At 43.3% G+C, this 12907-nt stretch carries 16 protein-coding genes; 9 read left to right on the top strand and 7 right to left on the bottom strand.

Annotation, left to right across the window (positions count from 1 at the left end):
• Positions 1-32 precede the first annotated feature (32 nt).
• The 3 genes from AAEM60_RS22390 to AAEM60_RS22380 form a co-directional block, all read right to left on the bottom strand.
• On the bottom strand, positions 33-380 hold the full coding sequence (locus AAEM60_RS22390) for a YojF family protein (RefSeq protein ID WP_299745212.1): 348 nt from the start codon (positions 378-380) through the stop codon (positions 33-35).
• A 182-nt stretch (positions 381-562) separates the two neighbouring features.
• Positions 563-1372 carry a pyridoxine/pyridoxal/pyridoxamine kinase gene (gene pdxK / locus AAEM60_RS22385; RefSeq protein WP_299745210.1) on the bottom strand — a complete coding sequence of 270 codons (810 nt, stop codon included), beginning with the start codon at positions 1370-1372 and terminating at the stop codon, positions 563-565.
• A 167-nt stretch (positions 1373-1539) separates the two neighbouring features.
• Positions 1540-1890 carry a general stress protein gene (locus tag AAEM60_RS22380; RefSeq protein WP_044340173.1) on the bottom strand — a complete coding sequence of 117 codons (351 nt, stop codon included), beginning with the start codon at positions 1888-1890 and terminating at the stop codon, positions 1540-1542.
• A gap of 153 nt (positions 1891-2043) precedes the next feature.
• On the opposite strand from AAEM60_RS22380, the gene AAEM60_RS22375 reads away from it, so the two are divergent.
• From AAEM60_RS22375 to AAEM60_RS22360, 4 genes are all read left to right on the top strand, one after another.
• Positions 2044-2802, top strand: coding sequence for a DUF4230 domain-containing protein (locus AAEM60_RS22375; RefSeq protein WP_299745193.1), 759 nt, complete (start codon positions 2044-2046; stop codon positions 2800-2802).
• A 15-nt stretch (positions 2803-2817) separates the two neighbouring features.
• Entirely contained in the window at positions 2818-3489 is a 672-nt protein-coding gene (locus AAEM60_RS22370) for a uracil-DNA glycosylase (RefSeq protein ID WP_299745190.1), read from the top strand.
• Between the two features lie 378 nt (positions 3490-3867).
• The gene (locus AAEM60_RS22365) at positions 3868-4161 is read left to right on the top strand and encodes a YwdI family protein (RefSeq protein ID WP_299745184.1); all 294 of its coding nucleotides are present in this window, start codon (positions 3868-3870) and stop codon (positions 4159-4161) included.
• Positions 4162-4190: 29 nt separating this feature from the next.
• Positions 4191-4562, top strand: a complete 372-nt coding sequence (locus tag AAEM60_RS22360; protein ID WP_044340168.1) for a DUF423 domain-containing protein — start codon at positions 4191-4193, stop codon at positions 4560-4562.
• 47 nt (positions 4563-4609) lie between these two features.
• On the opposite strand, the gene gerQ is transcribed toward AAEM60_RS22360, so the two are convergent.
• From gerQ to hemQ, 3 genes are all read right to left on the bottom strand, one after another.
• Positions 4610-5053, bottom strand: coding sequence for a spore coat protein GerQ (gerQ, locus tag AAEM60_RS22355; RefSeq protein WP_299745619.1), 444 nt, complete (start codon positions 5051-5053; stop codon positions 4610-4612).
• A 51-nt stretch (positions 5054-5104) separates the two neighbouring features.
• Positions 5105-5527 (bottom strand): cell wall hydrolase, encoded by a 423-nt coding sequence (locus tag AAEM60_RS22350; RefSeq protein WP_299745178.1) that lies wholly within the window; start codon positions 5525-5527, stop codon positions 5105-5107.
• A gap of 271 nt (positions 5528-5798) precedes the next feature.
• Positions 5799-6545 carry a hydrogen peroxide-dependent heme synthase gene (gene hemQ, locus AAEM60_RS22345; RefSeq protein ID WP_299745175.1) on the bottom strand — a complete coding sequence of 249 codons (747 nt, stop codon included), beginning with the start codon at positions 6543-6545 and terminating at the stop codon, positions 5799-5801.
• A 308-nt stretch (positions 6546-6853) separates the two neighbouring features.
• On the opposite strand from hemQ, the gene pta reads away from it, so the two are divergent.
• Positions 6854-7825 carry a phosphate acetyltransferase gene (pta, locus tag AAEM60_RS22340; protein WP_299745172.1) on the top strand — a complete coding sequence of 324 codons (972 nt, stop codon included), beginning with the start codon at positions 6854-6856 and terminating at the stop codon, positions 7823-7825.
• A gap of 295 nt (positions 7826-8120) precedes the next feature.
• Positions 8121-8963 (top strand): lipoate--protein ligase family protein, encoded by an 843-nt coding sequence (locus AAEM60_RS22335; protein ID WP_299745169.1) that lies wholly within the window; start codon positions 8121-8123, stop codon positions 8961-8963.
• A 114-nt stretch (positions 8964-9077) separates the two neighbouring features.
• Here AAEM60_RS22335 and AAEM60_RS22330 read toward each other — a convergent pair whose 3' ends face one another.
• The gene (locus tag AAEM60_RS22330; RefSeq protein WP_299745617.1) at positions 9078-9890 is read right to left on the bottom strand and encodes an RsfA family transcriptional regulator; all 813 of its coding nucleotides are present in this window, start codon (positions 9888-9890) and stop codon (positions 9078-9080) included.
• A 246-nt stretch (positions 9891-10136) separates the two neighbouring features.
• Between AAEM60_RS22330 and AAEM60_RS22325 the strand changes: the two genes are divergently transcribed.
• From AAEM60_RS22325 to AAEM60_RS22315, 3 genes are all read left to right on the top strand, one after another.
• Positions 10137-10361, top strand: a complete 225-nt coding sequence (locus AAEM60_RS22325) for a DUF1450 domain-containing protein (protein ID WP_044340592.1) — start codon at positions 10137-10139, stop codon at positions 10359-10361.
• A 268-nt stretch (positions 10362-10629) separates the two neighbouring features.
• Positions 10630-11931, top strand: a complete 1302-nt coding sequence (locus tag AAEM60_RS22320) for an HD domain-containing protein (protein ID WP_341357186.1) — start codon at positions 10630-10632, stop codon at positions 11929-11931.
• Positions 11932-11989: 58 nt separating this feature from the next.
• A complete protein-coding gene (locus AAEM60_RS22315; protein WP_299745162.1) occupies positions 11990-12499 on the top strand; it encodes a YwgA family protein in 510 nt (169 codons plus the stop codon).
• Positions 12500-12907: the final 408 nt, after the last annotated feature.

Below are 12907 nucleotides of genomic sequence, written 5' to 3'. Positions count from 1 at the left end.
TGACCTCTCCTTTTATAGTTGGTTCATATCGTTTAGTTAAAAGGTGTCGGGCTGATTTCAAGGGCAACGGCAAGTTTTCCATCGGCACCGTGTCCTGCAAGTAACAGGCGACCCTGTTCATCAAATTCATAATGAGTCAGTCCTTCAGCATAAATCCAGCCGATCTCAATTTTCAATCCGACACGGTAAGGTCCGTCCCCAATGATTTTTCCGTGCTCATAGTTGACTTTCGCGTTTCTTATATAGGCTCCGGCAGAAAAGAAACCTTCATTAAAGTGAGAAGCATAGGCTCCGTTGGTAGTTTCTAAATGTATATAAACGTCCTGACGGGCAAGTTGGGTAATGATCCCGTGCACATCAGCAATCTTGATCGGTTCCATCTTTTTTCCTCCTTAGATACAGAAAAGACTCTTAACCATTATGTACTATCTTACTAAAATTCATGAGTGATTGCGAAAAGTATGATTGAGGAGGAGAGAGTGGAATTCGACAGGAGAGGTCCGTCCCTCAAAAAAAGTGCCAGGCACAAAATGGTTCTTTCGTGCCTGGCACCGGTCCAAGATTATTTTTCGAATCGGTTGTAAGCTCCGTGCATGACAGGACCTACGTATTCGTTCAGTTTGAAACCATGTTTGATGGCTGCTGTAACGAATGTTTTCGCGTTTTGTACCGCTTCTTTCACGTCTTGTCCATTTGCAAGGTTTGACGTGATGGCTGCTGCGAATGTACAGCCAGCACCGTGGTTGTACGTCGTTTCTACTTTTTCTTCTTCTAGCAGAGTGAATTCGTTTCCGTCATAGAATAAATCAAGAGCTTTATCGTGTTGTAATTGCTTTCCACCCTTGATGACAACATTTTTCGCCCCAAGATCGTGGATTTTCTTTGCGGCTTCCTTCATTTCATCAATGGTCTTGATCGGACCAGACCCGGCAAGCTGACCTGCTTCGAATAGGTTAGGAGTTACCACAGTGGCACGCTTGAGCAAATGCTCTCTCATGGCATCCGTTGTTTCAGGGTTTAATACTTCATCTTCACCCTTACATACCATTACTGGGTCGATGACGACTTTATCCAACCCGAATGCATCTATTTTCTTCGCTGCAAGCTCAATGATTTCAACTGTACCGAGCATGCCTGTTTTCATGGCATCGATTCCGACAGAAAGAACCGTTTCCAGTTGTGCTTCCAATGTATCAATGGATAGTGGATGAACCTGGTGATGCCAATGGTTGTTCGGATCCATTGTAACAACCGTTGTAAGAGCAGTCATGCCATACACGCCATGCTCCTGGAATGTTTTAAGATCGGCTTGGATCCCGGCTCCACCGCTTGTATCGGATCCAGCGATCGTAAGGGTTTTTTTTAATGTCATGGTTGCATTCCTCCTAAGAAAGTAACTCGTTATAATTGTAAAAGTAAAAGTCTGACTAAAGAATATAATAACGTGCGGGTAAATACAAATTCTTTTGGCTATTACAAAAAAAGACGCCGGGAATGATTTCCTCGGGCGTCTTTTGGAATTGAATGAATCGTTAATACTTAGAATGGTTTCGCATTATTATTTGTTGCTTCTTTGGAAGCGACGATGACAAGTTTACCTTTATCCAGTTCTTCTTCATAGGCATCCGCTTCTGCCTGGTTCATCCCCACGGACTTCATTTTCGACCGTAATTCATCTCCGCGGCTGTTGAATAGATTACCCATGGACTCAATGATTCCCTGTTCTTTTATACCAGTGGATTCCGTATGGGTTGCCTCGGTGATGTGTTCAGAACGATGTTTGTCGTGTGCAAACACATAGATTTCATCTTTAGAGTAACCTTCACTTGTAAACATTTCTATTTCTCTTTTCGCTTCTACCACATTTTCAGCAGTTTGAACTTTATACATGATCATACCCTCCATTTAATTTTAATGTCTTTTCCCTTCTTTTCCCGGTTGTAGGAAATTAAAACTTCCATAATATAGAAATGGTTTTGGGAGAATAATTGTTTCCAAGATTCTACATTATTTCCTATAATAGAAGAGAGGAAGGTGAAGCATTTGACAAATCAATACAAGAAAATACAAGAAATTGAAGCGATTTTAGCAGATTTGAAAGCGAGTGAGAGAGAAACCAGTGCCTCTTTGGCGTATGAGAATAGAAGCAGTAGACGTTTTTCGGCTTGGAAATTAGCAACATCCGTTCTGTCCTTTTGGAAAAATAGAGTGTTGTTGATTCTCCTTCTTTTCATCCTATTAGTAGGAGGAGTATCCATAGGGGTCTATTCATGGCTATCCGGATCCACCTTTACAGAAGAGAAGGGGGCTTTTGTAGAGAGGATTCAAGAAATGAGTTCATTGGCGACGGCTCAAGGATTTGTAAAGGCTGTAATCGAACAGGAGGATAATCAATTATTTGGGAAAGACATCAATACAGATCTACCCGGGACAAAACGGAAGCTTCTGATGGTGGTCCCTGGAACCGTCCTGGCAGGGGTTGATTTACAGGGAATCGATGAAGACAATATAGTAGTTAATGAAGAGAAGAAAGAAATTCAATTAACCCTGCCACGTGCTGAGATTCTGCAGGACCCTTCCATTGATACTGAGAACATTAAGACCTTCTCCGTAGAAGGGATTTTCAGAAATGATGTGGACTGGAACGAAGGGTTTGCCCTTGCGGAAGTGGCCAAGGACCAAATCAGTCAGGAAGCGGTTGAGCAGGGGTTGCTTCAAGCCGCGGAGAAAAATGCTGAGAAATCATTGAAGGGTTTCTTTGAACAATTAGGCTATGACGTTACGATTCAATTTCAGGACTAGAAAGGATGTCTAACAGTGACGACGATTTTTCAAAACGATTGGGCAGACATTCTGGAAGATGAACTTCAGATGGAATATTATCAGACCTTGAGAGAATGGCTTAAAGGGGAATATGAAGCGAACACAACTTATCCTTCTATGCATGATATCTTCAATGCTTTTCATTACACAGCGTACGAAGACGTGAAAGTTGTATTGCTTGGACAAGATCCTTATCATGGACCGAATCAGGCAGAAGGCTTAAGCTTTTCTGTCAAAAAAGGAGTCAAGGTTCCTCCGTCATTACGAAATATGTACAAAGAACTTCAGGATGATATCGGATGCCCGATCCCTGCCCATGGCTCCCTGGTGAAATGGGCAGAGCAAGGCGTCCTGCTGTTAAATACGGTATTAACCGTGCAAGATGGGAAGGCCCACTCCCACCGGGGAAAAGGGTGGGAACAATTCACAGATCATGTCATCTCGATCCTGAATGAACGAGAGAAGCCGATGGTGTTTATTTTATGGGGGAAACCTGCTCAGGCGAAGCAGTCGTTCATTGATTCTTCCAAGCACTATATCGTCACGGCTCCTCATCCGAGCCCGTTATCCGCACACCGGGGTTTCTTTGGAAGTAAACCATATTCAAAAACAAACGAGTTTTTACGGGAACAAGGGATAAAAGAGATTGACTGGTGTATCGAATAACCGGATGTTTCACGTGAAACAATGGATGGCCCCTCGTATATGGAGGGGTTTATTTTGTAGGGGGGCGCCAAATGAAAAACGAGAAGCGTATAAATTGCTTTCAATGTCATTATTTCTATACCACCTGGGAGCAGGCTCATCCCCGGGGTTGTAAAGGCTACGGGTTCAAAACGAAATCCATGCCTTCACTGGTGGTTTTTCAATCCTCGGGGAGTCCTTGTCTGAAATTCAGGCCTAAACAGAGATGATGACGAGAAGATATTTGCGAAATCTTTCATTTAGAATTAGGATAATGATGTAGGTCATCTCTAGGAAGTACATACTCTAAGTAAAACGATAAATCATGTACGGGAAGACTTGTGGAAGGAGTCATCAATTGTGAATATCCCGCATCAATCATTAATAAAGAAAATAGAAAACGAACTCGGAAAAGCAAAATCAGCCGAAAAGTCACAGCAAATTCGTGAGCATGTGTATTCAATAAAGGCTCTATGCGAGGTTTTGTTGGAGGAAAACCACGGGGCATCTACTGCAGCACCTTCGTTTCAACTTCAACAAACATTGCCATATTTACAGGAATCACAACCGAGTCAGAAGCCTGTCACCATCCAGAAAGAAGAGCCTCTGGAAACGGATGATGGAGCGAATGGAAATTCTTTATTCGATTTTTAATCACTAAGTGAAGAAGGAGCAGGACCATTATGAAAACATTTATTATCATTGGAGCAATCAACGCCTTTTTATCTGTCGCTTTAGGAGCTTTCGGTGCCCACGCCTTGGAAGGGAAGATCTCTCAGAAGTATATTGACACATGGAACACTGGAGTCCTGTATCAAATGTTCCACGCCATCGGAATCATCATCGTCGGGGTCCTCATGGGAAATGTGACACCTACATCCTTACTGTCATGGTCCGGATGGCTGATGCTGATTGGAACGATTTTATTCTCAGGAAGCCTTTATGTACTGAGTCTATCTGGAATTAAGGTACTTGGAGCGATCACTCCTCTTGGTGGGGTGAGCTTCCTAGTTGCATGGGTGCTTCTGATTATGTTTGCAGCGAAAACATTATAAAATGAAAATACCCTGTAAGGAAAATGATTTCCTTACAGGGTATTTTTTTATCGTTGGGAATAGCCTTGCATAGAGCCGCCTGCTCCAAACGGATATTCATATTCAATTTCTTCATCAAATGTAATGTAGTCTAGATAAATCATTGGGATGAGGTACCTGGTCCCGGTTTGTGGATCACTCAGGATAAGATGATCACGGCCTGCCGCTTCGATGATTCCCTTGAAAATCTTTGCGTTCCACTCCTTGTTATTTTCAAACGTGGTATATACAGTCGCTACTTTTCCTTTGTTCAACCTGAGAATATTCTCGATATACGACTCTTCAATCGGAAGCATTCCAGGAACATTTTGAGAAGGTGCCGGAGCGCTCGTCGGTGGAGGTATTTGATAACCTCCACCACTTTGCTGCTGAGGATAATACTGGCCCTGACCTTGCCCTCCACCGTAATACTGACCATATGGATTATATGCTGATTGATTATACCCTTGCATATACGGGTTTGATTGTTGATTCGCCAAACCGAATACCTCCTTTTAATAAAGTTAATATACTTTTGGACAATCGCCTCTGGTGGGTTGATAGAAGCAGTGGGATTTGAATCGTCCTGAGTTTGCCTGGTTATACCATTGACCAGGACAGTCGCCTGCAGGTTTGAAAAACCATAGGGAGAATTGAGCAGGGTGATATCTGCCTCCTTTAATGGTCTTTCTTGCTAAATCGATTTCCTTTTGTCGTGCCCGTTGATAGAAGTAGCCTTTTTGAGTGGCCTCGAATCCACCTGGACTTTGAAACACCATGTCTTGAAGAGAAGCTAATTTCTTGAAGTCAAGGCAATCGGATCGTACTCGGTTCACCCCGACATTCCCTACCATCAGCATGCCAAGCTGTCCTTCTCCTTCGGCTTCAGCCCTCATCAGTCGAGCCAGGAGCTTTACCTCCTTCTCGTTATAAGGAATAACAGCCATATTCCCACCTCGCTTTAGGAGATGCTATATGTCTCACTATTTCATGTCTATGTGGGGGGAGAAAAATATATTCGTTTGTTTTTTTGAATGAGGGAGAGGCCATTTTTATTCAGATGAGTGGTTGTGTGAAAAATGGACCGTTCCTGTCCGTTCCAGGCACACTGATTGAAGAGCCCTTGCACAACCAAACTTATTGAACCACAATGTTTCCGAAAAGCGCCTTTTTCATAAAAAAACGACAAGCCGCAAGAGCTTGTCGTTTAGAGTGTATTTAGTTCACGTGAAGGAATTTCGCAATCGCTTCTTCTTTTAATAGATTACCTACGTAGAAGGTACCGAATTCGCCGTAGCGCGCACTTACTTCATCAAAACGCATTTCGTACACAAGCTTTTTGAATTGAAGCACGTCATCAGCAAATAAGGTAACACCCCACTCATAATCATCAAAACCGACAGAACCAGTAATGATCTGTTTTACTTTTCCTGCGTATTGACGACCGATCATGCCATGACTTCTCATCATGTCACGACGCTCTTCCATAGGAAGCATATACCAGTTATCATTCCCCTGGCGACGCTTGTCCATTGGGTAGAAGCAAATATGGTTCGCTTTCGGAAGGATCGGGTAGATACGTTCCTGTACATATGGATTCTCATAAGGATCGCCTTCAGAAGGCATGTAGTTACCAAGTTCCACAACGGAAACATAAGAGAATGTCGGAATCGTAAATTCAGCGATTTTCAGCTTGTTGAATTCATTTTCCAGCTCATTCAGTTCTTCCATCGTAGGACGAAGGATCATGAACATGAAGTCTGCTTTTTGACCAACGATGGTGTAAAGAGCGTGACTTCCTTCTTTTGCATCCTGCGTGCTGTTTAACTTATCTAAGAAACGGTGGAATTCAGCAATCGCTGAGGCTCTTTCTTCACTCGGAAGCATCTTCCAGGTAGTCCAATCCATCGCGCGAAAATCATGCAGGGAATACCAACCATCTAATGTTTGTGCCGGTTCTGCCAACGTAATCACTCCTTAAAGTACTTTTTCCAACTTTACTATATCATAGTTTGACCTTAGAGTAAGAATACAAAACCCAATGTCGATAAAATGGCACAAATAGTGGATAGGCAAGGGATATGTGGAACACACTATCTTAGTGGATTATTACATAGGCTTAGGGGTGTAGAGAAAAGGGTAGAAGGAAATAGGAATTATTAGAAAACAAAGACTTTTCCTATGAAACCGATAACATTTCCCCTTTTCCTTGAATTCCTATATGAGAAGAGTATTCTAAGATTGGATATGTATAAATCAAGGAGGTCCCTCTATTGAGCAACTTATTTACAACACTAACAGATAAAGTAAAAGGCAAAGAGTTAAAAATCGTTTTCCCTGAAGGTACAGATGAACGTATTCTGGCAGCAGCCTCCCGTTTAGCGAGTGACGGCATCTTGACACCGATCGTAGTCGGTAACGTGGATGAAGTCAATGCAAAAGCCGAGCAGCTTGGTGTGAAGCTTGACGGTTGTGACGTTGTAGACCCGGCATCATTCCCTGGAATGGACGAGCTTGTGAAGGCATTCGTAGAGCGCCGTAAAGGAAAAGCATCAGAAGAAGATGCGAAAAGAATCCTATTAGACGGAAACTATTTCGGAACGATGCTTGTATACACGGGCAAAGCTCACGGTCTTGTAAGTGGGGCAGCTCACTCGACAGCTGATACGGTTCGTCCGGCTCTTCAAATCATCAAAACAAAAGAAGGCGTCCGCAAAACGTCCGGTGTCTTCATCATGGTACGTGAAGAAGAGAAGTATGTATTCGCTGACTGTGCGATCAACATTTCACCTGACAGCCAGGATCTGGCTGAAATCGCGATCGAAAGTGCGAAAACAGCTGAAATGTTTGACATCGACCCACGAGTAGCAATGCTAAGCTTCTCTACAAAAGGTTCGGCTAAATCACCTGAAACGGAAAAAGTGGTTGAAGCCGTTTCCGTTGCAAAAGAAAAAGCACCGGAACTGACTGTCGACGGTGAATTCCAATTCGACGCTGCATTCGTCCCATCTGTAGCAGAGAAAAAAGCACCGGGTGCAGACATCCAAGGTAACGCGAATGTCTTTGTATTCCCGAGCCTTGAAGCAGGAAACATCGGGTACAAAATCGCCCAGCGTCTAGGAAACTTCGAAGCAGTCGGCCCAATCCTTCAAGGACTGAACGCACCTGTGAACGATCTTTCACGCGGCTGTAACGAAGAAGATGTGTATAAGCTTGCGTTGATTACGGCTGCTCAGGCGCTGTAATTTAATAGATGTTGTGAAGAAAGCCGGATCCTTTTGGGGTTCGGCTTTTTTTCGTTTGGGTGTGCTGGATTGGTTCCTGGCACCAGGAGAGACTTACCGTTTGGCTTGTTAAATATCACTCATTTTTTAACAGGCAAATATATCGGAATATTCATCTGTGAAAATGACCGTAGTTTTTAACAGGTAATCAACCTCAAACGAAAAGCGAACCCCCTTGGATTGTCCACCCCTTTTTAGCAACCCCGCCATTATATGATATAATGAGCTCGCATGTTGTGAGTGAAGGAGAAGCGTTATGGATAAGGAAAAAGCATATGCACTGCTTCGTCAAGATAGATGGAGAGTGATCGATCAATCAAGCTTGGGACCGATGTTCGGGGCACTGCAGTCGTTTGCCATGGATGATACGTTGTGCACGGCGATCGGAGCAGCTCAGTCAGACCCGACGGCACGCTCATGGGTTCACCATCATACGGTCGTACTGGGCATTCAGGATACAAAGCTGCCGTTTCTTTCTGATGCCTTGAAGGTGTTGGAAGAAGAAGGCTATCAATATATCGTAAGAAACTCCGGAGGCCTTGCCGTTGTATTGGATGAAGGAGTATTGAATCTATCATTGGTTTTCCCCGATTCAGAAAAAGGGATCGATATTAATCGTGGCTACGATGCCATGTGGTTACTTGTGAAGGATATGTTCAAGGACTTTGATGTGAAGATCGAGGCGAAGGAAATCACGCAGTCCTACTGTCCTGGAAGTTATGATTTAAGTATCAATGATCAAAAATTTGCGGGCATTTCTCAGCGCAGAATCCGAAATGGAGTAGCTGTACAGGTGTACCTTTGCGTCAATGGAAGCGGTTCTGAACGGGCGAGGCTGATTCAGCGTTTTTATGAGACCGGCTTGAAGGATGGAACGACGAAGTTTACGTTTCCTGTTATTGATCCTGAAGTGATGGCTTCTTTATCGGAACTGCTTGGAGTCGAGTTATCGATTCAAGACGTGATGCTCAGGTTCCTTCAGTCTTTAAAAGAGTTCAGCGGTGAATTTTATAGCAGTGCACTTCAAGGGGAAGAGTACGGAATGTATGAAATGTATTATCAGAGGGTCGTTGATCGGAATGAGAAGTTTTTGGGATAGAAGGGATGGCTGGACTTCGGTTGGAATGGGGTCCGGCTTTTTATGTTGGTGTCAGAATTGTCCACCCAACCAAAAAACCAGCACGCCCATAGACGCACTGGTTGGGAATCACGCTTATTCAGCTACTTTTTCTAAGTTTCCGTTACGGTCCATTTTGAATCGTGGCGCTTTGGCATCGTCTTCATCGAAAAGGACAAGCTTTCTTGCACGGTTCATGATTTGCATAAGTGTTTCGTAATCTTCCTGCATGGTGACGGAATTGTTTTCAAGAGCTTTGACTTTCTTTTCAAGCTCGCTGTTTTCTTTTCTGAGTTCGGCGATTTCTTGCTTTAATCTCTGATTCTCAATTTTTACATAGTCGGAATTCATGTTGGTTTGAGCCAGGTTTTGCAGGAACGCAATGACTTTCTCTAGTGTCACTTCACCCTTTAGTCCTGAAGGCTTTACCACATGGTTAGCTGCAGGTGCCTGCTGCGGAACGTAGGCTTGTTCTTCGCTTACTTCCACTTCAAAGTTCGGCGCTTCTTCGGACTCTTTCCCCAGTTGTTCCGTTTCTGGTACGTAGTTCTCGTATTGCTCGAATTCCATTTCTTCCTCAGCTTCAGACATTGATAGAGACATAGCGTCTAAATCTTCGAATGAAGGAGTAGGTGGCTGATATAAAAGCTTCTTCTTGCCGCCCTGATCTTTACCGAGGATGCGGTGGCGCTGCTTGCGTTGTTTTTTTGCTAGTTGAAGAGCTTTCTCGTATTGGTGACGCACCACTGCGTTCCAGCGGAAACCACATGCGGCAGATGTGCGGTTCAGTTTGTCTCCCACTTCTTCAAAGGCATTTAATTGTGTACTGCCTTCTCTTACATGACGAAGGACCGTTTCTGCTAATAATAGATCATTTTCTTCCGTCCAGGCATCCTGTCTTGTTTTCATCATCATTTCATCTCAACTCCCATAGTTTTCTTAAATGATTCGTTGGTTAAAGGATGGACAGTTTTATAGGTTTTTATACGAATATGTTAAATTTATTTTTTGTCTGCTAGTTTCGTTGTATAAGTGAGGATTCCCACAAGCTGGAAACGATGTTCTCTTGCAAAACATTGCAGAAAACTGTATTCTATAAATCGATGTTTACGACGAATGAAATCCATTTCAATAGATAGAAAGGGTTGTTGACAGATGGCAAACGAATTCCGTGTTTGCGATGATTGTCAGGCCGTTAACCTAAAAACCTTAATTCCCAAATTAAAAGAAATTGACCCGGAGGCACCGATCGATATTGCGTGTCAATCCTATTGTGGTCCAGGACGCAAGAAGACATTCGCCTTTGTGAATAATCGTCCTGTAGCGGCGTTGACTGAAGAAGAGCTAATGGAGAAAGTGATCAAGAAAATAAAGAAATAAAGGAAAACTTCCAGTGAGGGAGTTTTTTCTTTTCTATGGATAAAAATAAATAAAGGTTTGCGCCTCTTTGGAAAAGGAAACTAGTTAAGGGGTAGAGAATTATTATTTAGAGGTTTTGTCAAGCGTCCAACTTTTTTTGAAGGATTTGGAACGCTTGCGGTTGATCATTCAAAGGCCAAATACCTATTTTTTTCGACAAAATTCGAGATGAATACGAAGAAAAGAGTCGCTATAATAGAAATATGCTAGTTTAGGAAGAGGGTAGAAGATGGAGTATGCCAAGCAGAAATTACATGAAGAAAAAGTATTTAAAGACCCTGTTCATCGGTATGTTCATGTAAGGGATCGCGTGATTTGGGATTTGATTGGAACGAAAGAGTTTCAACGACTTCGCAGGATCAGGCAGCTGGGGACCACCTACCTGACCTTTCATGGTGCGGAACATAGCCGGTTCAATCATTCTCTTGGAGTGTATGAGATCATCCGCCGAATCGTGGACGATGTATTTGCCGGCAGGCCGGAGTGGAACCAGGATGAACGATTATTGTCTCTATGCGCTGCGTTATTACATGATCTTGGGCATGGACCGTTTTCTCATTCCTTTGAAAAAGTGTTTCACCTGGATCACGAGCATTTCACTCAAGCCATCATTTTAGGAGATACAGAGGTGAATGCGGTTCTCAGAAAAGTGGGACCGGATTTTCCGAAGCATGTAGCGGAAGTGATTGCGAAGACGTATGAGAACAAACTGGTAGTCAGCCTGATTTCAAGTCAGATCGATGCGGACCGAATGGATTATTTGCAGCGTGACGCTTATTTTACCGGAGTCAGCTACGGTCATTTCGATATGGAGAGAATTCTTCGTGTCATGAGACCCCGTGAAGACCAAGTGGTGATCAAACAAAGCGGAATGCATGCAGTGGAAGACTATATTATGAGCCGCTATCAGATGTACTGGCAGGTATATTTCCATCCGGTTACCCGGAGTGCAGAAGTGATTTTAACGAAGATTCTACATAGAGCGAAGGAGCTCCATGAAGAGTTTTATTCCTTTAAGCAAAGCCCGATCCATTTTTACTCCCTGTTTGAAGAAGAGGTTTCCCTTGAGGATTATTTAAAACTGGATGAAGCGGTCATTATGTATTATTTTCAAATTTGGCAGGAAGAAGAGGATCCGATTTTACGGGACTTATGTGAACGGTTCATGAACCGTAATTTATTTAAGTACGTGGAATTTGATCCGGCGAAGGAATATAAGAAGCACAGTGAGCTTGAAACCCTGTTTAAAAAAGCGGGGATCGATCCTGACTATTATTTAGTGGTAGACTCATCTTCAGACCTTCCATACGATTTCTACAGACCGGGCGAGGAAGAAGAACGGCTTCCGATTCATTTATTAATGAGAAATGATGACCTGCGCGAGTTATCGAGGCAGTCGGATATCGTCGATTCCATTTCCGGAAAACGCCGAACCGATCATAAATTATATTATCCGGTGGATTTACTATATGACGAATCAACGAAGAAAAATATTAAGAGACAAATACGTACGATCCTAGAACTGACATAAACGACGCGACACAATGAGGATCTACAAACGCAATACTAGGAGTAGGAGATGACGTACATTGTTGAAAGATCATGCAAAACTAATGAGTGCCTTCTTAGCCTCAGGTGAAGTGGTGGGAAGAAAAAAGCTTCAAAAGATGATCTTCATCGCGAAGAAGCTTGAATTCCCGTTTCAGGAAAAATTTCAGTTCCATTTTTATGGTCCGTATTCGGAAGAGCTTACGCTTCGGGTGGAAGAGCTCTGCAATATGGGATTCATCTCCGAGGTGAAGGAGAAAAAGGGCGGGTATTATCAATACCGCTACACCGTCACCAAAGAGGGAGAAGACTTCCTGCAAATATATGAAAAAGAAATGCCCTGCTTAGGAGATTGCCTGACCGATATGAACATTCAATCAGCACGCTTTCTTGAACTAGTTTCGACAGTCTTATATTTTGATAACCTTCCAAAAGAAGAAGTCGTGGAGAAAGTATTCACACTTAAGAGTAAGCAGAAATATACAACAGAAGAAATTGACGAAGCGTTCGCATACATCGAAGGATTAAAAATGAAAAAAATCGTCCAATAGTGGACGTTTTAATATGAATGATGGGGATCACTCTTTGGAGTGATCCCCTTTTTGGCAGGATCAGGTAAAATTTGGATAGGGTATCAAGCCGCCTCCGCTTTTCTATTGTACAGCTCCGGCGGCTAGTCCCTCGAGGTCATAAGCTAAATTGGCCAAAAAGGCAAAGAGCGCCTTTCCGGCAGGTTCGCCTTATGCTTGTCGCCTCTGGGCAAAGCCCTTCCGCTTTTCTACATGTCCAGCTCCAGGGGCTTGGGGCTCGAGGTCATAAGCCAAGTAACCCAAAAAGGCAAAGAACGCCTTTCCGGGTTACTCGTCTTATGCTTGTCGCCCCAGAGCAAGCCCCTTCCGCTTTTCTACATGTCCAGCTCCAGGGGCTTGGGGCTCGAGGTCATAAGCCAAGTAACCCAA

The organism is Rossellomorea sp. y25 (assembly GCF_038049935.1).
Taxonomy (GTDB): Bacteria; Bacillota; Bacilli; order Bacillales; family Bacillaceae_B; genus Rossellomorea.
This window is presented reverse-complemented; position numbering and strand designations above follow the sequence as displayed.

Excerpts from the sequence above, each read along its gene's own strand:
- AAEM60_RS22390 (WP_299745212.1), bottom strand. The coding sequence starts at position 380 with ATGGAACCGATCAAGATTGCTGATGTGCACGGGATCATTACCCAACTT.
- pdxK (WP_299745210.1), bottom strand. The coding sequence starts at position 1,372 with ATGACATTAAAAAAAACCCTTACGATCGCTGGATCCGATACAAGCGGT.
- AAEM60_RS22380 (WP_044340173.1), bottom strand. The coding sequence starts at position 1,890 with ATGTATAAAGTTCAAACTGCTGAAAATGTGGTAGAAGCGAAAAGAGAA.
- AAEM60_RS22360 (WP_044340168.1), top strand. The coding sequence starts at position 4,191 with ATGAAAACATTTATTATCATTGGAGCAATCAACGCCTTTTTATCTGTC.
- gerQ (WP_299745619.1), bottom strand. The coding sequence starts at position 5,053 with ATGCAAGGGTATAATCAATCAGCATATAATCCATATGGTCAGTATTAC.
- AAEM60_RS22350 (WP_299745178.1), bottom strand. The coding sequence starts at position 5,527 with ATGGCTGTTATTCCTTATAACGAGAAGGAGGTAAAGCTCCTGGCTCGA.
- AAEM60_RS22335 (WP_299745169.1), top strand. The coding sequence starts at position 8,121 with ATGGATAAGGAAAAAGCATATGCACTGCTTCGTCAAGATAGATGGAGA.
- AAEM60_RS22330 (WP_299745617.1), bottom strand. The coding sequence starts at position 9,890 with ATGAAAACAAGACAGGATGCCTGGACGGAAGAAAATGATCTATTATTA.
- AAEM60_RS22325 (WP_044340592.1), top strand. The coding sequence starts at position 10,137 with ATGGCAAACGAATTCCGTGTTTGCGATGATTGTCAGGCCGTTAACCTA.
- AAEM60_RS22320 (WP_341357186.1), top strand. The coding sequence starts at position 10,630 with ATGGAGTATGCCAAGCAGAAATTACATGAAGAAAAAGTATTTAAAGAC.